The sequence below is a fragment of the Frankia nepalensis genome, from assembly GCF_016786325.1.
GTDB lineage: Bacteria > Actinomycetota > Actinomycetes > Frankiales > Frankiaceae > Pseudofrankia > Pseudofrankia nepalensis.
The window spans coordinates 12,796-34,686 of sequence record NZ_JADWYU010000151.1; the positions used below are offsets into that span (position 1 = coordinate 12,796).

A 21,891-nucleotide genomic window follows, 5' to 3' on the forward strand; every position below is an offset into this window, starting at 1 on the left:
TTACCGTGTGATCGCCTGGCCGGGCGCCCGCGAGGACCGTTCGGGAGGAGGCCACCATGCCCCTGGCCACCGTGTCCCTGACCACCATGACCTCCTGGTCACCGTGACACCGACCCTGACCCAGCTGCGCGCGCGGTCCGCCGACCTGCGTGGCCTGGGCTGGTCGTACCGGCGTATCGCCACCCACTGGCAGCTGGCCTACCGGCTGGGCGCGCTGCTGGCGTTCCGGCTGGCGCACGGCTGGACGCAGGAGGAGGCCGCCTGGCGCTGGAACGCGCGTTGGCCGGCCGACCCGAAGACCGCCAAGTCCTTCAGCTACTGGGAGACCTGGCCCGGTTCCGGCGGCCGCGCGCCCTCGCCCAGGACCCTGGCGCGCCTCGCCGAGCTGTACCTGTGCCGGCCGGGTGACCTGCTCGACGGCGTCGACCACGGCGTCCTGGACCCCGGGCTCGACGCCGACGAGGCGCCCGGCGGTCGTTGCTGGCCGGGCGGCGGCTGCCAGCCGGGCCCGCCCGGCCGGGTAGGCGCCGTTCCGGCCGCCAACGGCCTTGCCGTGCCGCCGGACCCGGACTTCGAACTGGATCTCGGTATGGCCTTCGGCCAGCAGCTCGTGGCCGCGGCCCAGGAGCCCCCGTCGGGCGCGACGGAGGACGTCTTGGCGGGCTAGTCAGTACAGTCGGGGATCGTCGCGACGGCCGGGGATCGTCGCGAACGCGCGGGCCGGTGGGGCGGCTGGCGCCCGCGCGCCTGGGCACAGTGTCTGCTGGAGGCCTCCGGCGGCGCGAGAAGCCCGTTTCGCGCCCCTACGGCCCCTGCCTGGGAGATGACCCTGCTGCCATCGGAGAGTTCCGTGTCTGCTCGCCTGGTCGTTCTCGCCTCCGGGGCCGGCACCACCCTGCAGGCCATCCTTGACGCCTGCCAGGACCCGGCCTACGGGGCCACGGTCGTCGCGGTGGGCACCGACCGGCCGGATACCGGCGCCGAGCGGCGGGCCCGGGCCGCCGGCGTGCCGGTGTTCACCGTCCGGCTGGCGGACCACCCGGACAGGGACGCGTTCAACGCGGCCACCGCCGACCGGATCGCCGCGGCGCGTCCCGACCTGCTGGTACTCGCTGGGTATATGAAGATTCTCGACAAGCAGGTCATCGGTCGGTTTCGGACGGTCAACACCCACCCGTCGCTGCTGCCGTCGTTCCCCGGCGCGCACGCGGTCCGCGACGCGCTGGCCCACGGTGTCAAGATCAGCGGGGTGACCGTCCACTGGGTGGACGAGGGGGTCGACACCGGGCCGATCATCGCGCAGGCGGCGGTCGAGATCCGGCGGGAAGACACCGAGGACACCCTGCACGCGCGGATCCAGGCGGTCGAGCGCGGCCTCTATGTCGACACGATCGGGCGGGTTCTGCGCGCGGGGCCCGAGGGCGGCGCCGGGTAGCCGTACGCCCGCCCACGCGGCGCCACCCGGCGCCACGGGTGCCGCGCGCCGGCGGTCCCGCCGGTCGGCGGCGGGGCGCCAGCAGGAGTAACCGGGCCTGGGCGAGGACGCCCGGGAACCGTGACAGATCCGCAGGAGGAGGAGAAATGACGAGGCCGCAGGATCCGACGACGGCCACGGCCGACGGCCCGGCGGAGTCGTCGACCGCGGGCACCGAGGTGGTCGCGACCGGTCGGCGCCGACTGCGCCGGGCACTGGTGAGCGTCTACGACAAGTCGGGGCTGGGCGAGCTCGCCGAGGCGTTCCTGGCGGCGGGCGTGGAGGTCGTGTCCACCGGCTCGACCGCCGAGGTGCTGTCCCGCCACGGCCTGGCCGTCACGCCGGTCAGCACGCTGACCGGCTTCCCCGAGGTGCTCGGCGGCCGGGTGAAGACGCTGCACCCGCGGGTGCACGCGGGCCTGTTGGCCGACCTGCGCAAGACCGGGCACGCCGAGGCGCTGGCCGAGCTGGAGATCGAGCCGTTCGACCTCGTCGTCGTCAACCTGTACCCGTTCCGGGAGACGGTGGCGGGCGGCGCGACCGAGGACGAGGCGGTCGAGCAGATCGACATCGGCGGGCCGGCGATGATCCGGGCCGCCGCGAAGAACCACCCCTCGGTCGCGGTCGTCGTCGAGCCGGACGACTACCCGGCGCTCATCGAGGCCGTCCGGGGTTCCGGATTCGACCTTCCGGCCAGGCGTCGGCTCGCCGCCAGGGCGTTCGCTCACACGGCGGGCTACGACGCCGCCGTCGCGTCCTGGTTCGCCAGCGTCGTCGCGCCCGACGAGACGGCCCGCGAGACGGGCTGGCCGGACGTGCTGACCGCCCAGTGGCGGCGCGCCGACGTGCTCCGCTACGGCGAGAACCCGCACCAGCGGGCCGCGCTCTACGTCGCCACCGACGACCACACCCCGGGGCTCGCGACCGCGCGGCAACTGCACGGCAAGCAGATGTCCTACAACAACTACACCGACACCGACGCCGCCCGGCGCGCCGTCCACGACTTCGCCGAGCCGGCCGTGGCGATCATCAAGCACGCCAACCCGTGCGGCATCGCCGTCGCCGCCGACATCGCCGCGGCGCATCGCAAGGCGCACGCCTGCGACCCGGTGTCGGCGTTCGGCGGTGTGATCGCGACGAACCGGCCGGTCACCGTCGAGCTCGCCGAGCAGATCGCGGAGATCTTCACCGAGGTCGTCGTGGCGCCGGCCTACGAGCCGGGCGCCGTGGAGATCCTCGCGCGCAAACCGTCGATCCGGCTGCTGGAATGCGCGCCGCCGCCGCACGCGCGCGGGGTCGAGCTGCGCCAGGTGAGCGGTGGGCTGCTGCTGCAGTCCCGGGACGCCCTGGACTCGCCGGGGGACGAGCCCACGTCCTGGACGCTGGAGGCCGGCACCCCCGCGGACGAGGCCACGCTGGCCGACCTGCGGTTCGCCTGGCGGGCGGTGCGCTCGGTCAAGTCGAACGCGATCCTGATCGCCGCGGAGGGGGCGACCGTCGGGGTCGGCATGGGCCAGGTGAACCGGGTCGACGCCGCGCGGCTCGCGGTCAGCCGCGCCGGTGACCGGACGAAGGGCGCGGTCGCCGCCAGCGACGCCTACTTCCCGTTCCCGGACGGCTTCCAGGTGCTCGCCGACGCGGGGGTGCGGGCGGTCGTCGAGCCGGGCGGCTCGGTGCGGGATGAGCTCGTGGTCGCCGCGGCCCGCGAGGCGGGGGTAACCCTGTACTTCACCGGCGTGCGCCACTTCGCGCACTAGCGGTGCGTTCCGCGCCGGGGCGCGGGACGGCGTGAACCGGACCGCGCGGGCGGCCGGCGAGGTGTCAGCCTCGCCGGCCACCGCCCGAGCCGGGGCCGCCACGCTTGTTCCGCCCGCCGCGGCCGGGGCCGCCCTCGCGTCGGTCGCCGCGGCGTTCCCGCCGCGGCCGGGGGTCACCGGGCATGACGGGACCGTCCGTCGTCCGACCGGGCTGGTCGGGCGACGGCTGTGGTGAGCGCTGGTCGGTGGCTCCAGCCGGCGACGTCTCCGGACCGCCCACCGACGTCGCCAGATCTGGCGGGTCGGTAGGCGGGACGGCGGTGCGTCCCGGATCGGTGGACCTGGGATCGGCGGCTGGTGGCCGCCGGCCGGCGCCAGCTGTTCAGACGCTCGTCGACTCCGCGGCCGTGGTGCCCCGCCGGACCGTGCTCGTGGCGCCGGTCGTCGAGGTGGCCGCGCCGGTCGCCGTGGTGGTGGTGGCGGTGGCCGGACCGCCGGGCGTGTCGCTGTTCGGCACGTAGCGCTGGGAGACCCAGTCGAGCGCCTCCCGCCAGGACGCGCCGTAGAGAACCGAGATTCGGTCGGCGGTCTGGCGCGCCAGGGCCTGGACGAACACGCGGTCGTCGCTGTCGAGGTGCCGGGCGTCCCCGAAGGTCTCCCACGCCCGGAACATCAGCTCCTGAAGCTTCTTGCTGTGTGGCGACTCGTCTGCCACGTCACGCTCCTCCTGCTGTGGGACCTGACGGGGCAGTCTGCCCTAGTCCGCCTGGGCGCCGTCAGGTGGGGTGGAAAAACGTGGCCGGCCGTGCCCGGTTCCTCGCCTTCTCCCTACACTGCGGGAGTGCGCGCGGGTGAGCGAGAGGCGTCCGGGTGGCGCCCGCCCCCCGCGGGGCAGGGCGCGGAGCGAGGCGACGGCTCGTCCGGCCCGACGAGCTGGTTCGGTGCCTTGGACCCGTCGCGGGACCCGTCGAACGCGCCCCGGCCGCCCGAGGCGGCGGGGCCGGGAGGGCAGGGCCCGCGGGCGCGGGCGAAGGCGGCCAGGGCCGCCGAGCGGCGCAGCCGCGCGCCATGGTTCGTGCGTGAGGCGGCGCTCACCCTCGCCCTGGTGGGAGTGGGCGCCGGGCTTGTCATGGTCGAGCGGGAACGGTGGCGCACGGGCCTGTTCGGGGTGGGCACGGTGCTGCTGGTGATGGCGCTGGCGCGGCTCGTTCTCCCCGCCCGCCGCGTCGGCGCGCTCGCGGTCCGTGGCCGGCTGTTCGATGTCGTCGCGCTGCTCGCGTTCGGCGGTGGCGTGATCGGCCTGACCCTCACGGTGCCGATCCCAGGCCCGTAGTCGTTTGGGCACTCTCCGGCAATCCGGGCGCCGGAGCCTGTACCGGCATCTCCCCGGCGGTCCGTGACCAGCTGCAATTTCACCCACACTGGGTCACCACCCGGGCTCCGCGCGCGGTAGCCTCGCGTGCGCCCACCCTGCCGCCAGGGCTCACGGGCACGCGCCAGAACCGCACGCGCCGTGACTGGTCGCGCTCGTCGGTCGGTCACCGTGCGATGCTCGCCAGCCCGCCCCGACCGGCCCCCCGAGCCGGCGCCCGTGAAATGAGCGGGACATAGGTTGGTGAACAGTTGTTGGCGAGACGCAGCGAACGCGAAGCGGAGTAGCGGTGACAGATTCGACGATCATCTACACGTTCACCGACGAGGCGCCGGCACTGGCGACGTACTCCTTCCTGCCGGTGATCCAGGCCTACGCCGCGACCGCCGGTGTACCTGTCGATAGTCGTGACATCTCGCTCGCGGGCCGGATCATCGCCACGTTCCCGGACTACCTGGAGGAGTCGCAGCGGATCGGGGACGCGCTCGCCGAGCTCGGCGAGCTGGCGCTGCGGCCCGAGGCGAACATCATCAAGCTGCCGAACATCTCGGCCTCGATCCCGCAGCTGAAGGCGGCGATCGCCGAGCTGCAGGGCAAGGGCTACGCGCTGCCGGACTACCCGGACGACCCGAAGACCGACGAGGAGCGCGAGGTCCGCGCCCGCTACGACAAGATCAAGGGAAGCGCGGTCAACCCGGTGCTGCGCGAGGGCAACTCCGACCGGCGCGCGCCCGCGTCGGTGAAGAGCTACGCGCGCACCCACCCGCACCGGATGGGCGCCTGGAGCGCCGACTCGAAGACGAACGTCGCGACCCTGGGCCACGACGACTTCGCCAGCACCGAGAAGTCGGCCACGGTCGCCGCCGACGGCGCGCTGCGCATCGAGCTCGTCGGCGCGGACGGCGCGACCACCGTGCTGAAGGAGACCGTCAAGGTCCTCGCCGGCGAGGTCGTCGACGCCGCCGTGCTGCGCGTCGGCCCGCTGCGCGCGTTCCTGGCCGAGCAGATCGCCCGCGCCAAGGCCGAGGGCGTGCTGTTCTCCGTGCACCTGAAGGCCACGATGATGAAGGTCTCCGACCCGATCATCTTCGGCCACGTGGTTCGCGTGTTCTTCCCGAAGACGTTCGCCACCTACGGTGACACTCTTGCCGCCGCCGGCCTGAACCCGAACGACGGCCTCGGCGCCGTCCTCGCCGGCCTGGCCGCGCTGCCCGAAGGTGAGGCGATCAAAGCCTCCTTCGACGCGGAGCTGGCCGACGGCCCGGCGCTGGCCATGGTCGACTCCGACCGCGGCATCACCAACCTGCACGTGCCGAGCGACGTCATCGTCGACGCCTCGATGCCGGCGATGATCCGCACTTCTGGCCACATGTGGGGCCCGGACGGCAACGAGGCCGACACCCTGGCCGTGCTGCCGGACAGCAGCTACGCCGGCGTCTACCAGGTCGTCATCGACGACTGCCGGGCGAACGGTGCCTACGACCCGGCGACGATGGGATCCGTGCCGAACGTCGGCCTGATGGCCCAGAAGGCCGAGGAGTACGGCAGCCACGACAAGACGTTCGAGATCCCGACGGACGGCACCGTGCGGGTGGTCGACCTGTCGGGCGCCGCGATCCTGGAGCAGCCGGTCTCCAAGGGCGACATCTTCCGGGTGTGCCAGGTCAAGGACGCCCCGATCCGGGACTGGGTGAAGCTCGCCGTCACCCGCGCCCGCGCCACCGGCGACCCGGCCGTGTTCTGGCTCAACGAGGACCGCGCGCACGACGCCCAGCTGATCAAGAAGGTCCAGGCCTACCTGCCCGAGCACGACACCGAGGGCCTGACCATCGAGATCCTGTCGCCGGTCAAGGCCACCGCGTACTCGCTCGAGCGGATCCGGAAGGGCCTGAACACGATCTCGGTCACCGGCAACGTGCTGCGCGACTACCTGACCGACCTGTTCCCGATCCTGGAGCTGGGCACCAGCGCCAAGATGCTCTCGGTCGTTCCGCTGATGGCCGGCGGCGGCCTGTTCGAGACCGGCGCCGGCGGCTCGGCGCCCAAGCACGTCCAGCAGCTGGTCAAGGAGAACTACCTGCGCTGGGACAGCCTGGGCGAGTTCCTGGCGCTCGCCGTCAGCTTCGAGCAGTTCGCGACCGTCACCGGCAACTCCCGCGCCAAGGTGCTCGGGGAGACGCTCGACCGGGCGACCGGCACGTTCCTCAACGAGAACAAGTCCCCGGCCCGGCGCGTCGGCGGGATCGACAACCGCGGCAGCCACTTCTACCTGGCCCTCTACTGGGCCCAGGAACTCGCCGCGCAGACCGCCGACGAGCAGTTGGCGGCCGCGTTCGCGAGCCTGGCCAAGACGCTGGCCGAGCAGGAGGAGAAGATCGCCGCCGAGCTGCTCGCCGTGCAGGGCTCGCCGGCCGACGTCGGTGGCTACTACCAGCCCGACCCCGCCAAGGCCGGCGCCGTCATGCGTCCCTCGGCGACCTTCAACGAGGCCCTCGCGAGCCTCGCCTAGCGGTCACCGGGCCGGCCGCCCTCGCCCCCGCCGGGGGTGGGGGCGACCGGCGCCTTCTCCGACCGGTCCTCGCCGGGCTCCGGCGCGGCCGCGGGCCGGCGGAGCACGATCCGGCGAAGCAGGGGTCCCCGCCGATTCCGCCCGTTGCTGGAGGGTGCGCCTTCGCTGTCAGGGTGCGGAATCGGCGGGGAGGCTCTGTCGGCCACCCAGCGGGCGTTGCCCTGGCCGTCCTGGTCTGCCTGGTCGCCGTTGCGGTGGGCCCGGCCGCCGCCGCCCCGGGCGGGTGACGGCACCTGGTCCGGCGGCCGCGCCGCCGCGTCCCGGTCGGGCTGGCCGGTCCGGTCGGGCTGGTCCTCCTGGCCGTCCTGGTCCCCCTGGCGGTCCTGGTCGGTCTGGCGGTCCTGGTCGGTCTGGTCGGCCGGAGCGTCGCTGGACGGCTCGGGTGCCTGCTCGTCCGCCGGCTCGCCCGCCTTGCGCCGCTCGGCGGTGCCGGACGGGTAGACATCGGAGTCACCTCGCGCGGTGACCGCCCACGCGGCGGCGAACATCGTCCACCGCATCAGGATGTTGATCCAGATCAGCAGCCCGACGATGACCGCGAACGTGCCGTAGATCGGGTTGCTGGTGGTCTTGCCGATCAGCCAGGTGCCGAGCAGCTTGAGCACCTCGAGGCCGACCGCCCCGAGCAGGGCGGCGCGCACGACCGCGCGCCGGTTCGTCTGGGCGGGCAGCCGCCAGAACAGGTACAGGAACACCAGGGTGTTGGCGACCAGCGCCAGCAGGAAGCCGACCAGAGCGGCGAGCCACGCGGCCGTCGTGCTGCCCTGCATCCCCGTAGCGCGCAGCAGCAGGTCGTTGGCCGACGTCGCGACGCTCGTCAGCGCGAGCGACACCACCAGCAGCAGGCCCAGGCCGGCGAGCACGCGGATGTCGCGCAGCCGCCGGGTGACGAGGTTGCCGGCCTCGGTGCTCTGGTGCCACATCAGGCGGATCGCGTCGCGCAGGGCCGATACACACGCCTCTCCGGCGAGCACCAGACCGACGAGACCGATAAGTCCGACCCCGACCTTCGCCGAGCCGAGTCCTTCGACGTTCAGCTTGTCAGCGAGCCCCGGCAAGTAACCGTTGATCTGCTCGACAAGCTTCTCTCGGACGTCCGGATAGGCGTCGACGACGAAACCGGCGATCGCGAACAGCAACGCGATGATCGGGAAGAACGACAGGAAGGCGAAGTAGGTGGCGGCGGCGGCCAGCCGGTCGCCCCCTTCGGAGGTATAACGGCTGTAGGCGCGAATCGTGTGGTCGAGCGCGGGGACCCGTCGGCGCGTCGCGGAGATGCCTCCAGAGACGCCGCCGCGGGCCCGATCAAACGTCTCCCGGATACCGGCCACAAACCCTGGTTACCCCCTGGCACGCCAGCGGAACCGTGCCATCATCGCCAGTGCCGTCGTGATCCCGACCGGACGCCGCGCGCCTCGTCCGACGGCCGCGGCGCGTCGGTCACCGGGGCGGGAGCTCGGCGAGGACGGCGTCCGACAGCGGCGGCCAGGCCTCCGCCGCCCAGGAGCCGAAGTCGCGGTCGGTCAGGCACACGCAGGCGGCCCCGGCCGCCGGGTCCACCCAGAGGAACGTGCCCGACCGGCCGAAGTGGCCGAACGTCGCCGGCGAGTTCGCCGACCCGGTCCAGTGCGGCGTCTTGCGGCCGCGCAGCTCGAAGCCCAGCCCCCAGTCGTTGGGCCGCTGCATCCCGAAGCCGGGTAGCACGCCGTCGAGCCCACGGAAGGCGACGGTCGTCGCCGCGGTGAACGTCTCCGGCGCGAGCAGCGTCGGGCGCAGCAGTTCGGCCGCGAACGCGGCCATGTCGTCGAGCGTCGAGGAGACGCCGTAGGCGGGCGACGACTCCAGCGCCGACGAGGTCATCCCGAGCGGCGCGAGCACCGCCTCGGCCAGGTACTCGGCGAAGCCGATCCCGGTGGCCGCCTCCAGCGCCCGGCCGAGCTCCTCGAAGCCGGTGTTCGAGTAGATCCGGCGGGTGCCCGGGCGGGCGAGCACGCCCGGTTCGGAGAAGGCGAGCCCTGAGGCGTGCGCGAGCAGGTGGGCGACGGTCGAGCCGGGCGGGCCGGCGGGGTCGTCGAGCGCGAACGCGCCCTCCTCGAGGGCGACGAGCGCCGCGTACGCGGACACCGGCTTGGACACGGACGCCAGCGGGAACCGGGCCGCCGGGTCGCCGATCTCGCCCACGCGGCGCACCGAGCCGTCCTGCGCGCGCGCGAGCACCGCGGCGGCGGCGTTCCGGACCGGCCAGTCGGCAACCTGCTTCAACGCCTGCACGTCCCGAACTTTACGAACTGGCGTGGTCCGCGAACTGACGTGGTGCGCGAACTGGCATGGTGCGCGGGCTGGCGTGGTCCACGGGCTGGCGTGGTGCGCGGGCTGGCGTGGTGCGCGAGCTGGCGTGGTGCGCGAAGACGCCGGTGGGCGGCCCGGCGGTGACGGATCTCGCGTCGCGGTCCGGGACCGGCCCCGCCCGGTCCCGGACCAGGCTGGGACACTTGGGTGGTGCCTCTCCCGGAGTCCCTCCCACATGTCGTGACGGCGCGCGCGGCCCGCGCCGCGACCGCCGCCGCCGAGCGGACCGCCAGGAGCGCCGCGTGAGCACGACCACCGCCGTGGGACCCGTCCCGGCCGGCCGGCCGGCCGCCGCGCCGGTCGAGGCTCCGACCGTGCCGGTCGGCGACCTCGCCGAGCTGCGCGGGCGGCTCGTCGACGTGCTGGTCGTCGGCGGCGGCCCGGCCGGCGCCGCCGCGGCGCTGGCGGCGCTGCGCGTGCGGCCCGAGGCGACCGTGGTGATCGCCGACCTGGCCGGCTTCCCCCGGGACAAGACCTGCGGCGACGGCGTCGCGCCGCACGGCCTCGACGTGCTGCGCCACCTGGGGGTCGCGGACGCGGCGACCGGCTTCCGCCCGGTCGACCGGATGCGGCTGCGCACCCCGGGCGGCGCCGAGGTGGCCACCCCGTCCGCGCGGGCCACCCACGTCATCCCCCGGATGGTGTTCGACGCCCGTCTCGTCGCCGCCGCGCGCGCCCGCGGGGCGCGCGTCGTGCGCCACCGGGTGCGCGGCTTCGCGGCCACCACCGTCGACGGCGCGCCGGCCGTCGCCGTCGACGGCGGCGCGCTCACCGCGCGCGTCCTCATCGGCGCGGACGGCGCGAACTCCGCGGTGCGCCGGGCGCTGGGCATCGGGGTGAACCCGCCGGAGGCCCTGGCGATCGCCGTGCGGGCCTACGCCGACGCGCCCAAGGCCGACCTGCCGCCCGAGCAGTACATCGAGATGACCGACGAGGGCTGGCCGGCCTATGCCTGGTCGTTCCCGATCGGCGACGGGCGGGCGAACATCGGTTTCGGCATGCTGCGTGCCCAGCTGGGCGCGACGGCCGCGGGGGGTGCCGCCGGGGAGGGCAAGTCCGCCGCCGCGGTCTCCGGCCGGGCGGTGCTGCACGGGACGCTCGCCCGGATCCTGCCCGAGCAGCCCGCCTACCCGGGCACGTCGCGGGCCCATCACCTGCCGATGTCCACGTGGCGCCCCCGGCAGCCCGATGGCCAGGTGCTGCTCGCTGGCGACGCGGCCTCGCTGATCAACCCGCTGACCGGTGAGGGGATCTACTACGCCCTGCTGTCCGGGTCGCTCGCTGGTCACGCCGCGATGGAGGCGGTGCTCGCCGGCCGGCCGGGCCAGGCGGGGGCCGCCTACCGCCGCGCGCTCGCCGGTGAGCTGGGCCGGCATCTGCGGCACACCGCGCTGCTGGCCGGCCTCGTCGGCCGGCACCGGGCGCTGATGGACGCGACGGTGCGGTCGGCCAGCCGCCGCACCGAGCTCTACGACACCCTCGTCGAGATCGGGCTCGGCCGTGGCACCATCCCGGCGGCCTCCCTGGCCCGGCTCGCGGCCCGCCGCGCCCTGCGCCTGGGCCGCTGAGCGGTGCGGGCCGCCGGCGCCCTGCCCGCGCGCTACTCGTCGGCCAGGCGGACGTTCACGGGGGCGATGATCGGGCCGTCCGGGTCGCAGGCCGGCAGCGCGGCGTCCTCGAAGTAGACCTCCAGGGCCTCGCGGAGCGCCACGAGCGACTCCTCGACGGAGTGGCCCTGGGCGGCGACGTCCACCTCGGCCGCCCGGGCGGAGAACGTGTCGTTCCGACGGGTGATGACGGCAGTCAGCCGTACCGCGCGTTCCATGTGACCACGCTAGAACAGGCAGTCACGGCCCGCGACGTGCTCAAACGCCCACCAAGAGGGCTTTCCCGTCCTGGCCGCCGATGGCCGGTTCGGCCGGGGCGCCAGGTCGAATGTCCCGGTTCCGCGGGGCCTGCCCGGGGCCGGGCTGGTGTCGGCGGCCGCGCGCCGGTACGGGACGAACGGGATGAACGGGACGGCGCCGGTTGGCTCCGCCGAGTCGTGGGGATGCCGGCGTCGGCTAATGGACGCAGATCACGGCTGCCCCGGGTGGGGCGCGCGGAAGGTAGCCGGTTATCCTTGACAAGACCCGTCGGATCCTCTAGCGAGGACGACCGCGAGGAGGTGGCCGCTGTGAGTTCGAGCGGGTGCTCTAGTTACGGCCACCGCCACCTGACGTCCGACGAGAGCAACGCGGCGTAGCAGCAGTCAGGGCCGGTTCGCGAGACGCGACCGAGGCCCGGCGAGTCCACGTCACAGGGCGCGACCCGATTCGCGCCCCCGCCGCATGCCCGGGCACGCACCCGGCACACGTCTGGCGTCGTTTCTGGTGGGGTTGGCCGATTTCCGCACGTTCGGCCCGGGTCGCTCCGCGCGGCCTTGTTCTTGACATGCGCGCCAGCGTCACCGGCCTTGGTTCCGGGCGGTCCGGCGCGCGGAACGGGGACCTCCCATGAGCATCACGACCACCGCCACCCGAGTCGTGTCCCGCCGCGCGGCGGAGCGTCTCGACGTTCCGGTCGCCGGCCGGATCGCCCTCCTGCCCCGCTCGGTGAACCGCGAGGCGTTCAGCCGCGGCGCCGAGCGCGTCGCCCGGTTCCTCGGCACGGGACGCTACCTGGCCGTCCAGACGGTGCTCGTGGTCGTGTGGATCGGGCTGAACGTCGCCATGCCGTTCCTGCGCTGGGACCCGTACCCCTTCATCCTGCTGAACCTGGCCTTCTCCACCCAGGCCGCCTACGCGGCCCCGCTGATCCTGCTGGCGCAGAACCGCCAGGACGACCGGGACCGCGCCTCGCTCGCCGAGGACCGGGCCGCCGCGCTGCGCGCCCGCGAGGACACCGAGTTCCTCGCCCGCGAGGTGGCCGCGCTGCGGCTGGCCCAGAGCGACGCGGCCACCCGCCAGTACCTGCGCGGCGAACTCGCGCACCAGCTCGACGACCTGCGCGTCGACCTGCGCGGTCTGGTGCTCGAAGCGGTCCGGACCACTCTGTCCGCGCAGGCGCCCGCCGGGGCCGCGCCGGTGGCCGGGGAGCCGGCCGCGCGGGGCGCGTCGGGACGGCCGAAGGGCGGCCGGGACGGCGCGCACGAGCCGGCCGACGGCCCGCTGAACGGGGCGGTCGGCCGGCGTGGCGGCCGCGGCGGCGACCGCTCGGCCGGCACCCGCGCGGGCGGTGGTCACCGCGCCGGCGGCGAGCGGCGGCGGGCGCCCGGCACGCCGTCGTCCAGCGCGATGCTCTCACCCGGGTACCGCCGGGGCGGCGACCTGCTCGGCCGTTCCGAGCACACGGGGTGATGTCGGCCGCGCGGCGAGGCCCGCTCGGGCCGTCCTTCGAGTCCCCCGCCCCGTGTTGTAGCGTGTTCGCCTGATGACGTAACGTGACAGCGTGCACGCTGTTGCTCTCGGGAACCGGCACTTTCGGTGAGCGCGCGCATCCCCACGGCGCCGCGCGCCCTGATCAGGCTGGTCATGGCCGCGACGCTGACCGCGCTCGGCGCGTCCACGCTCGCCACCGGACCCGCCGCGGCGACATCGGCGGTCCCGGCGCCCGCGGCGGCATCGGCGCCGGTGCCGGCCGCTCCGGCGGGAGCCCAGGGTCAGGCCGGCCCGGGCGGCGCCCCCACGGCCGAGAGCGAGCTCCCGGCGCGGCTCACCGCGGGGAGCTGGCTGGTCGCCGACGCCGGGACCGGGGAGATCCTGGCGGCCAAGGGCCCCCGCGTCCGCGACCTGCCCGCCAGCACCATGAAGATCCTCACCGCGCTGGTGGTGCTGCCCACGCTCTCGCCCGAGACCCGGGTCGTGGTCGGCACCGACGCGGCGGAGGTGGACGGGACCAAGGTCGGGCTCCTGCCCGGCAACTCCTACCTGGTCCGCGACCTGGCGACCGCGATGCTCATCTCGAGCGGCAACGACGCCACCGTGGCGCTCGTCAACGCGGCCGGTGGGCGCGCGGCGGTGCTGGCCCGGATGAACGCGCTGGCCGCCGAGCTCGGCGCCACGGACACCGTCGCCGGCGACCCGACCGGCCTGGACGCGCCCGGCCAGCTCACCTCGGTGCGTGACCTGGCGATCCTCGGCCGGGCGGCGCTCGCGGAACCGGCGGTCAGCCGCTACCTGACGATCCCGCGGGCCGCGCTGCCCACCAGGGACGGCGGCCGGTTCGAGATCCAGAACCACAACCTGCTGCTGGGCACCTACGAGGGCACGCTCGGGGTGAAGAACGGCTACACCGTCGCCGCGGGCGCGACCTTCGTCGGTGCCGCCCGGCGGGGCGAGCGGACGCTGCTGGTCGCGCTGCTGCGGGCGGCCCCGAACTACGGCGCGGATGCCCGCGCCCTGCTCGACTGGGGCTTCGCCCACGACGGCCAGATACGCCCGATCGGCACCCTGCCCGCCCCACGCCCGCCCACCGGCCCTCAGGACGACGGCGCCGTGGCCGTCGGCGGGCCGGCCAGCGCGGCCGCGCGGCCGACCGTTCCTGGCGGCCAGTCGTCCGCGGGCCAGTCGTCCGGCGGGCAGTCCTCCGGCGGCGAGGGATCCGGCGTCGGCTGGGTCACCTGGACGGCCCTCGCCATCACCGTCGTCGCCCTCGTCCTGACCGCGCTGGGTCACCACGCCCGCCAGCGCCCGGCGCGCCGCCGGGCACGGCTCAGCCATCGGCCGCGTCACCGGCGGGGGCAGCGGCGCCAGGCCGGGCACCGGCCCAGCCAGTCCGGAACCGCAGGATCGGCGAAGCCGACCCGGCGGGAGCCCCGGCTTCGGCTCGTGCCCTCCCAGCGCCGACCCGCCGGACGCGCCGGCGGCGAGCCGGCCGGGCGGAGCCGGGGAGGAGCGAACGGCGGCGCGTCCCGCCAGCGGCGGCGGCGCCGGCCAGCCAGCCGCGCGTGACCGCGTGGGCGGCCCGCCGACGTCGGCCCGGCAGGCGGCCCGGCGTCGGTCCCACGGCGGGGCTGGCGCGGTCGGCGGGGCTGGCGCGGTGGCGCGTCGGTGACCCGGGCACCGGTCGCGTGGCGTCTCTCATGCGCCCGGGTGGCCGCCGGCCCGGCGCGCGCGGCTCGCGGGCTGCGAAGGTGGACGCGTGACTCTGTCGAAGCGGGCCTCCTGGTTCCTCGTGGCGGTGGGCGTGTGGTCGTGGGTGATCTGGCCGACCTTCCTGCGCAACATCTGGAAGGACGACCGCTCCTGGGACGACGGCCCGACCGGCTTCTTCCTGGTTCACCTCGTCCTGACGGTGGTCTCCCTCGCCATCGGCACCGCCGTCGCCTGGCTTGGCCTGCGCGGGACGCGCGCCGGCCGCGGCGCGGAGACCGGCGCGAGCGCCTCGTCCGAGCGGCTGGTCGGCTCGGGCCGTTGACCTCGCCGGTCCGGCGCCGGTCCGCCCGGGCAGCGGGCGGTCCGGCGCCGGCCGAGCCAGCCCTCGGCTGCCCGGCGATCAGCCGGTCTCGACGGCGAGCGCGAACGGCAGGACGGCCGGGGCGCCGGCCTCGCGCAGCAGGCGGGCGGCGACGGTCATCGTCCAGCCGGTGACGATCAGATCGTCCACCAGCAGAACCGGGCCGCCGCCCAGGCCGGCGGCGACGTCCGGCGGCACCGCGAAGGCGCCGCCCAGGCCGGCGAGCCGGTGCGCGCTGTTGTGCACCGACCTGGCCGGCGGCGAGTCGGCGACCCGCTCGAGCGTGCCCAGCAGCGGCAGCCGGCCGATCGCGGCGATCCGCCCGGCGAGGCTCTCGACCAGCTGGGGCCGCGACCGGGACCCGACCGCGACGACCGCCGTGGGGCGTCGCTGCCAGCCCCATGCCTTGAGCGTGCCGACGACCGCCTCGACCACGTCCTCCGGCAGGGGGCCGTCCGCGTGGCCCGCCGCGCCGGGGTCGGCCAGTCCCGCGAACATCGGCCGTAGCCGGTTGCCCCAGCCGACGTCGTTGAGCCGGGCGAGCGCCCGGCCGGGCTCGGCGGCCACGCCGGCGGGGATCCGCCCGGACAGGTTCACTCCGAGCGTCTTCATGCCGGTCGGCCACATCTTGCGCGGCTCGACCACGACGCCGGGCCTGCGCAGCTCGGCCCTGGCACGCTCGCGGGCCGTCTGGGACACCTCGGCGTCCCAGACCTGCCCGGAGCACCGGTCGCAGCGGCCGCAGGGCGCCGCGTAGGGGTCGTCGAGCTGGCGGCGCAGGAACTCCATCCGGCAGCCGGTGGTGGCGATGTAGTCGAGCATCGACCGCTGCTCGGCGGCGCGGGCCTCGGCCAGCCGGCGGTAGCGCTCGGCGTCGTAGTGCCATGGCTGCCCGGTCGACTCCCAGCCACCCTTCACCCGCCGGACCGCGCCGTCGACGTCGAGGACCTTCAGCATCGACTCCAGCCGGCCCGGGCCGATGTTGACCGCGGCGAGCAGCGCCTGCGTCGACATCGTCCGGCCGGCCCGGGCGAGCGTCTCGAGCACGTCGCGCACCACCTGCTCCGGGGGGAACGAGGTGTCGGCGAAGTACTGCCAGATGTCGCGGTCCTCGGCGGCGGGGAGCAGCACGACGTCGGCCTTGTCGACAGCACGGCCGGCGCGTCCGATCTGCTGGTAGTAGCTGATCGGCGAGCTCGGCGCGCCGACGTGGACGACGAAGCCCAGATCCGGCTTGTCGAAGCCCATTCCGAGCGCCGACGTCGCGACCAGCGCCTTCACCCGGTTGGCGAGCAGATCCTCCTCCGCGGCGATCCGCTCGGCCTGCTCGGTGCCTCCGTGGTAGACGGCGACCGTGTGCCCCTGGGCACGCAGGAAGGCCGTCAGCTCCTCGGCGGCCGGCTTGGTGAGCGTGTAGACGATCCCCGAGCCAGGCAGCCGGTCGAGATGCTCGGCGAGCCAGCCGAACCGGGCCTCGGCGGAGGGCAGCGCGACGACGGCGAGCCGCAGGCTCTCCCGGTCCAGCGAGCCGCGCAGCACCAGCGGCCCTGACACGTCCCCGTGCGGGTGACTGTCCGGGTGGCCGGCCGGGTGGCCGGCCGGGCCGGTGGCCGCCGGGCCGCCGGGCCGCCGGGAGGCGGCGACCCCGAGCTGCTCGGCGACGTCGTCGACCACCCGGCTGTTCGCGGTCGCGGTCGTGGCGAGCACCGGGACGTCGGGGGCGAGCCCGGCGACGAGGGTGCGCAGCCGCCGGTAGTCGGGCCGGAAGTCGTGGCCCCAGTCGGAGATGCAGTGCGCCTCGTCGATCACCAGCAGGCCGGTCGACGCGGCCAGCTCCGGCAGGTAGTCGTTCCGGAAGGCCGGGTTGTTCAGCCGCTCGGGACCGACGAGCAGCACGTCGAGCTCGCCGGCGCGCAGCGCCTCGTACACCTCGTCCCACTCGGTCACGTTGCCGGAGTGGATCTCGCCGGCCCGCACGCCCAGGCGCGCCGCGGCCTGCGCCTGGTTGCGGATCAGCGCGAGCAGCGGCGAGACGATGACCGTCGGCCCCACCCGGTTGCGCGCCGCGGCGGTCCACGCCCGCCCCCGGCCCGCGCCCGGCTCGCCGGGACGCGCGTCGGCGGCGGCCCAGCCCTCGGCCAGGTCGTCGGGGGCCTGGGGGACCGTCGTCTCGTCGAAGTCGGGCGGCTCGACGTCGTCGTACCCGGGGTCGTACTCCGGGTACGCGAAGTCGTCCTGGTGGTCCGCGGGCTCGCCGGGCCACGGTTCGGCCGGCGGCGTGACCGCGTCGGTGCCGCCGCCCGGGACCGCGTGACCGCCCGGAGGCCCGCCGGGCGTCGCGAGCGCGCCCCGTTCGCGCAGCAGCGCCGTCGCGAGGAAGTAGACGGCCGACTTGCCCCACCCGGTGCGCTGCACCAACAACACCCGGCGACGGCCGTTGACGAGCGCGTCGATCGCCTGCCACTGGTCCTCGCGCAGCCGCGCCCGCGGCCCGGCCAGCCGCCGCAGCAGCTCCTCGGCCCGCTCGCGGCCGGTGGAGGGGCCGCCCCCGCCGGCCGTGGACCCGACCGCCACCGTCTCCGCCTTGATCGGCATCCGGCCACCTCACCCGCCCGGCGTCCCGGCGTACCCCGCCGGCTGTCACCGCCCTGTCTATCCGACCCGTCCGACAAGCCGGCCCGGACCCCGACCGGAAAACCCGTCGACGGGCCGCGGCCCCGCCGGCAGGCTGTGGCGGCATGCACGCGCTGTTGGTAGGGCTTGGGCTTGGATTCCTGGTGGCGGCCCAGATCGGGCCAATGTCGTTGTTCCTGATTCGGTCGACGCTGCGCGGCGGCCTGCGCACCGGGCTGGCGATCGGCGCCGGCATCGCGGCGATGGACTTCCTCTACGCCGTGGCGGGCGCCGCCGGCGCCGCGCCCGTGCTGTCGATCGGCAGCCTGCGCACCATCCTCGGTGCCTGCGGCGCGGCGGTACTGGCCGTGCTGGGCGTGCGGACCCTGTGGAGCGCGTGGCGCGTCCGCGCGGGTGGTGAGACCGACCTCGAGGTCGCGGCGCCGTGGCGTGCGTTCGTGACGTCGCTTGGCGCCACCGCGTCGAACCCGTTGACGATCGCCTCGTGGGCCGCGCTGTTCGCCGGCGCCTCGGTCGCCGGCGTGGCGGCCACGGCGAGCGGCGCGGTCGCCCTCGTCGCCGGCATCGGGCTCGGCAGCCTGACCGCGGTCAGCCTGCTGGCGGCCGTCACCGCGCTCACCCGCCGCCGCCTCCCCGCCGGCGCGGTACGTGCCGTCGACGCGCTGGCCGGCGTCGGCATGGTGGCCTACGCCGGCCTTCTCGGCTCCCGCGCGGCGTCGGAGGCCTGATCCGGCCCGGCGCCGAACGGCCGACCGGAACGGCGCGGCTCGTCTCTCCGGGACAATGGGGCCGTGGGTGGCGAGATCGTGGTCCGGCCGGCGGCGGACGAGGACTGGGCGGGACTGTGGCCGCTGTGGCACGCGGTGGTCGCGGCGGGGGAGACGTATCCGTACGACCCCGAGACGACCAGCGAGGCGGGGCGGGCGATGTGGTTCGCGCCGCCGCCCGCGTACACCTGGGTGGCCGTCGCGCCGAACGGCGGGATCGTGGGCACGTACCAGCTCAAGCCGAACCAGCTGAAGCTCGGTGACCATGTCGCGAACGCGGGGTTCATGGTCGACCCGGAGCTGCGCGGGCAGGGGGTCGGCCGACGGCTCGGCGAGCACTGCCTGAACGCCGCCCGGGAGCTCGGCTACCGGGCGATGCAGTTCAACGCGGTCGTGACGACCAACACCGCGTCGCTACAGCTGTGGCGGTCCCTGGGCTTCATCATCGTCGGCACCGTGCCCAGGGGCTTCCGGCACGCCGTTCACGGCGAGGTCGACATGCACATCATGCACCGCTTCCTCTGACCGTCCGGGCGCGCGAAAGGCGGCCGAAGGCGGTCACATGTTCGATCGGTGTTCGGTCTGCGTATGGGGACGACGGGGCCGCGGCGACTATTCGGGATCCGATGCCGGACATGGCGGCGCGCGACGTGAACGCGCTGGCCCGGGCGCCGCCCTGGCGTGCTCGGACCACCCCGCGCCGGTACGCCGCCGCGCGGCGGCTCCCACGTTTGTCACGGGAATGGAACGAACACATTTTTTCCAGGTAAACAAATGCTGGCGGAATTGCGCGCGGCGAACCTGGGCGCGGATTCGGGCGCCGTCCGCCGCCGTCCTCGTCGCGGCCCGCCGGCGGGCGCGGGCCGGGGCGGGCGGGCAGGCGAAGTCGCCTGCCGGGTCGTCCTCGCGGGCGCGTGTCGGCTGGAGACCCACCCGCGGCCCGGCTCGCGGGGACTGCCCGCGGCTGGGCTCGCGGGACTGGTTCGTGGGGCTCGGTTCGTGGGCTCGGCGGCTCGCTGGAGCGGCTCCACGCCCGGGCGCCGCCGGCGCCCAGGCGGGCCGGCCGGTCCTCTCTCGCGCGCGGCGCGGGGCCGCCGGTACGCCGCCGACATGTTCTCCGGACGGCGCCATGCGCATTTAGTGGCGCGAGTCACACCTTTTCGTTGAAGATTCGATGGGTAACCGGCGAGCGTGCCCGTGGCTGACGGTAAATGGTCCCCGTGTTGTCACGTCTGGTCCTTGAATAGCCGCCCGGAGTGGTCATCGGCGTGCTGCTGGCCGGGCAGATTTCCGCTAGATGGCAGCGGGTTCACGGTGGACCTGGCCGAGATCGTCCTCCCATGTATCGCCGTTGTGAACTAAGGGGGCTGGCCATGGACATCTGGCTGAAAGCCCCTAGCCTTGGTGCCGCGGCTTGTTCTGACTGGCGGACAGGAAGGCGGGTGGCAGTCCGGGATGGTGTGGGAAGAGGACAACCGCTGCACGGCGATGGTCATGGGCGGCGGCCGGGGATACGTCGCGCACCGGTGCGGCAAACGTGCCCTGCGCAATGACCCCGACGGCCTGTGCCGGGCACACCGCCTCGAGCGCGAGGGCAGCGTCGAGACCGACGCGGAGGCCGAGCGCCGCTGGCGCAACCAGAAGGCCACCGAACGGCGCCTGTGGGAGCTGGGACGCCACCTCGCCGACTTCTACAGCCTGCAGGTCGAGCTTCAGTACGACGACAGCGACCCGACCCGCCCGCCGACCGGCCGCCTGATCATCGACCCGGAGGACCTGCTCCGGGTGCTGCGAGCCCAGGACCTGATGCCGCGCGCCAGCTGACCACCATCCTCGGGCACCACATCCACGTGCTGAGCCCTCCAGGACCGCCCCTGTCTCGGGGCTGGTCCTGGAGGGCTCAGCACGTCGAGGACGCTTCCGGTGGGAAGCGCCCTCGAGGAGGCCTGCGCGAAGCTCGTGGGCCGGTCAGCCCCTCAGCCACGGGGGAACCCACGGGGACGTGGAGGTGCTCACGGGCGGCGTGGTCGGCGGCTTCGTGGGGGTCGGCGAGCTGCTGGCCGGCGGCGGCGTCGTGGTCGTGGTGACCGGCGGGGTGGTCTCCGGGACGACCACGGCCGGCGAGGTCGACGTGCGAGCAGCCGTCCGCGGCGCGGTGGGCCGGTGGCTGGGCGTCGCCGTCGCCGACGCGGGCGGGTCCGTCGTCGGAGCCGCGGCGGGTGGCGACGAGAACGTCGTCGCGGGCACCGTCACCGACCCCGTCCCCGGGGTCACCGACGACGGCTGCTCCGACGAGTTGCCGCGGTCGGCGAGCAGCAGGGTGACCACGATCGCCGCGCAGACGGCCACCGCGGCGGCGACCGCGGCGATCACCAGCGCGCGCTTGTTCTCGTCCTGCCGGGACGACCGGCGCCCCGACGGCCGCTGGCCGGCGAACGGGCCCCCGGAGACCGACTCCAGGCCGGAGAGCTGGTCGGAGCTGGTGCTGGAGATCTCCTCCTCGAGCGCGCGCTGGGCGGCGGCGGCCTTCACCGGGCCGCCCTCGTGGGCGCCGTCACTCTCGGAGCCGGCGCCGGTGACGTTCTCCAGCCCGGCGTCGTCCCCGTCGCGGGCCCCGGTCATGGTGCCGTTGATGACCGAGAGCGGGACGGGCTCGCTGCTGCGCGCGATCGGGATCAGCCGCTGGCGGACCTCTTCGGCGTTCGGCCGCTCCTCCGCCGGCTTGTCGAGCAGGTCACCCAGCAGGCTGCGCAGCGGCCCCGCGTTGCGGAACGGCCGCCGACGGCCCTCGACGACCGCGGACAGTACGGCGTAGGTCTCCGGGCCCTCGTAGGGCGGCGTTCCCTCGACAGCCGAGTACAGCGTCGCGCCGAGCCCCCACAGGTCGCTGGCCGGGCTGCCCGACGACCCGCGGATCCGTTCCGGAGCGATGTAGGCCGGCGAGCCGACGAGCGCGCCGGTGCCGGTGAGCGTCATGTCGCCCTCGGTCGCGGCGATGCCGAAGTCGGTCAGCCGGACGCGGCCGTCCCGGCCGAGCAGCACGTTGCCTGGTTTGACGTCCCGGTGCAGCACGCCCTTCTCATGGGCGGCGCTGAGCGCCTCGACGAGCGCGAGGCCGATCGCCGCGACCTGGCCGGGCGGCAGCGAGCCCTGGGCGCGGATGACGTCGCCCAGGCTCTCCGCGTCGACCAGCTCCATGATGATCCAGTGACGCTCGGCCTCCTCCACCACATCGTGAACGGACACGATGGCGGGGCTGTTCAGGCGCGCGAGCGCGCGCGCCTCACGGAGCACGCGGGCGCGGAGCGCGTCCCGGTCCTGCTGGGCGCCGGCCAGGGGGACGAGGATCTCCTTGACCGCTACAAGGCGCTGGAGGACCTCGTCCTCACCGCGCCACACGACGCCGGCGCCACCGCGCCCGATCGGTGCGTCGAGGCGGTAACGTCCGGCGACAATACTGGGTGTGCCACTGCGGGAGGTCTCCGGTGGCACGCTCGCCGATCTGGCCATCTTGTCAAGTCTGACAGACGGGG

The 21,891-nt window shown here is 74.8% G+C and carries 18 protein-coding genes; 12 read left to right on the top strand and 6 right to left on the bottom strand.

Annotated elements, in window-relative coordinates:
- The first annotated feature begins 103 nt into the window (after nucleotides 1-103).
- From I6A81_RS23645 to purH, 3 genes are all read left to right on the top strand, one after another.
- Nucleotides 104-667, top strand: a complete 564-nt coding sequence (locus tag I6A81_RS23645; protein ID WP_307874859.1) for a helix-turn-helix domain-containing protein — start codon at nucleotides 104-106, stop codon at nucleotides 665-667.
- Between the two features lie 183 nt (nucleotides 668-850).
- Nucleotides 851-1,435, top strand: a complete 585-nt coding sequence (gene purN, locus I6A81_RS23650) for a phosphoribosylglycinamide formyltransferase (protein WP_307874860.1) — start codon at nucleotides 851-853, stop codon at nucleotides 1,433-1,435.
- A 146-nt stretch (nucleotides 1,436-1,581) separates the two neighbouring features.
- Nucleotides 1,582-3,231 (top strand): bifunctional phosphoribosylaminoimidazolecarboxamide formyltransferase/IMP cyclohydrolase, encoded by a 1,650-nt coding sequence (purH, locus tag I6A81_RS23655; RefSeq protein WP_238430570.1) that lies wholly within the window; start codon nucleotides 1,582-1,584, stop codon nucleotides 3,229-3,231.
- Between the two features lie 382 nt (nucleotides 3,232-3,613).
- On the opposite strand, the gene I6A81_RS23660 is transcribed toward purH, so the two are convergent.
- Nucleotides 3,614-3,946 carry a hypothetical protein gene (locus I6A81_RS23660; protein ID WP_203006423.1) on the bottom strand — a complete coding sequence of 111 codons (333 nt, stop codon included), beginning with the start codon at nucleotides 3,944-3,946 and terminating at the stop codon, nucleotides 3,614-3,616.
- Between the two features lie 126 nt (nucleotides 3,947-4,072).
- Here I6A81_RS23660 and I6A81_RS45050 point away from each other — a divergent pair, with 126 nt between their 5' ends.
- Nucleotides 4,073-4,564, top strand: coding sequence for a DUF3017 domain-containing protein (locus I6A81_RS45050; RefSeq protein WP_307874861.1), 492 nt, complete (start codon nucleotides 4,073-4,075; stop codon nucleotides 4,562-4,564).
- A gap of 328 nt (nucleotides 4,565-4,892) precedes the next feature.
- Complete coding sequence (locus I6A81_RS23670) at nucleotides 4,893-7,112, top strand: NADP-dependent isocitrate dehydrogenase (protein WP_203006422.1); 2,220 nt, start codon at nucleotides 4,893-4,895, stop codon at nucleotides 7,110-7,112.
- Here the strand turns inward: I6A81_RS23670 and I6A81_RS23675 are convergent.
- Entirely contained in the window at nucleotides 7,109-8,503 is a 1,395-nt protein-coding gene (locus I6A81_RS23675; protein ID WP_203006421.1) for a YhjD/YihY/BrkB family envelope integrity protein, read from the bottom strand. The genes I6A81_RS23670 and I6A81_RS23675 overlap by 4 nt on opposite strands.
- Before the next feature lie 109 nt (nucleotides 8,504-8,612).
- Nucleotides 8,613-9,443 (bottom strand): serine hydrolase domain-containing protein, encoded by an 831-nt coding sequence (locus I6A81_RS23680; RefSeq protein WP_203006420.1) that lies wholly within the window; start codon nucleotides 9,441-9,443, stop codon nucleotides 8,613-8,615.
- A 320-nt stretch (nucleotides 9,444-9,763) separates the two neighbouring features.
- Here I6A81_RS23680 and I6A81_RS23685 point away from each other — a divergent pair, with 320 nt between their 5' ends.
- Nucleotides 9,764-11,089, top strand: coding sequence for an NAD(P)/FAD-dependent oxidoreductase (locus I6A81_RS23685; protein WP_203007785.1), 1,326 nt, complete (start codon nucleotides 9,764-9,766; stop codon nucleotides 11,087-11,089).
- 32 nt (nucleotides 11,090-11,121) lie between these two features.
- On the opposite strand, the gene I6A81_RS23690 is transcribed toward I6A81_RS23685, so the two are convergent.
- A complete protein-coding gene (locus tag I6A81_RS23690; RefSeq protein WP_203007798.1) occupies nucleotides 11,122-11,346 on the bottom strand; it encodes a type II toxin-antitoxin system HicB family antitoxin in 225 nt (74 codons plus the stop codon).
- Nucleotides 11,347-12,016: 670 nt separating this feature from the next.
- Between I6A81_RS23690 and I6A81_RS23695 the strand changes: the two genes are divergently transcribed.
- The 3 genes from I6A81_RS23695 to I6A81_RS23705 all read left to right on the top strand — a co-directional run bounded on the left by I6A81_RS23695 (nucleotide 12,017) and on the right by I6A81_RS23705 (nucleotide 14,918).
- Complete coding sequence (locus I6A81_RS23695; protein WP_203007787.1) at nucleotides 12,017-12,859, top strand: DUF1003 domain-containing protein; 843 nt, start codon at nucleotides 12,017-12,019, stop codon at nucleotides 12,857-12,859.
- A gap of 126 nt (nucleotides 12,860-12,985) precedes the next feature.
- On the top strand, nucleotides 12,986-14,452 hold the full coding sequence (locus I6A81_RS23700) for a D-alanyl-D-alanine carboxypeptidase family protein (RefSeq protein ID WP_307874862.1): 1,467 nt from the start codon (nucleotides 12,986-12,988) through the stop codon (nucleotides 14,450-14,452).
- 190 nt (nucleotides 14,453-14,642) lie between these two features.
- Complete coding sequence (locus tag I6A81_RS23705) at nucleotides 14,643-14,918, top strand: SCO4848 family membrane protein (RefSeq protein ID WP_203007789.1); 276 nt, start codon at nucleotides 14,643-14,645, stop codon at nucleotides 14,916-14,918.
- Nucleotides 14,919-14,996: 78 nt separating this feature from the next.
- Here I6A81_RS23705 and I6A81_RS23710 read toward each other — a convergent pair whose 3' ends face one another.
- Entirely contained in the window at nucleotides 14,997-17,552 is a 2,556-nt protein-coding gene (locus I6A81_RS23710) for a RecQ family ATP-dependent DNA helicase (RefSeq protein WP_203007487.1), read from the bottom strand.
- A gap of 143 nt (nucleotides 17,553-17,695) precedes the next feature.
- Here I6A81_RS23710 and I6A81_RS23715 point away from each other — a divergent pair, with 143 nt between their 5' ends.
- The 3 genes from I6A81_RS23715 to I6A81_RS23725 all read left to right on the top strand — a co-directional run bounded on the left by I6A81_RS23715 (nucleotide 17,696) and on the right by I6A81_RS23725 (nucleotide 20,182).
- The gene (locus I6A81_RS23715; RefSeq protein WP_203030094.1) at nucleotides 17,696-18,319 is read left to right on the top strand and encodes a LysE family translocator; all 624 of its coding nucleotides are present in this window, start codon (nucleotides 17,696-17,698) and stop codon (nucleotides 18,317-18,319) included.
- Between the two features lie 63 nt (nucleotides 18,320-18,382).
- Nucleotides 18,383-18,883, top strand: coding sequence for a GNAT family N-acetyltransferase (locus tag I6A81_RS23720; protein WP_203007489.1), 501 nt, complete (start codon nucleotides 18,383-18,385; stop codon nucleotides 18,881-18,883).
- Nucleotides 18,884-19,813: 930 nt separating this feature from the next.
- Entirely contained in the window at nucleotides 19,814-20,182 is a 369-nt protein-coding gene (locus tag I6A81_RS23725; protein WP_203007490.1) for a hypothetical protein, read from the top strand.
- Between the two features lie 144 nt (nucleotides 20,183-20,326).
- Here the strand turns inward: I6A81_RS23725 and I6A81_RS23730 are convergent, their stop codons facing one another.
- Complete coding sequence (locus I6A81_RS23730) at nucleotides 20,327-21,868, bottom strand: serine/threonine-protein kinase (protein ID WP_203007491.1); 1,542 nt, start codon at nucleotides 21,866-21,868, stop codon at nucleotides 20,327-20,329.
- Nucleotides 21,869-21,891: the final 23 nt, after the last annotated feature.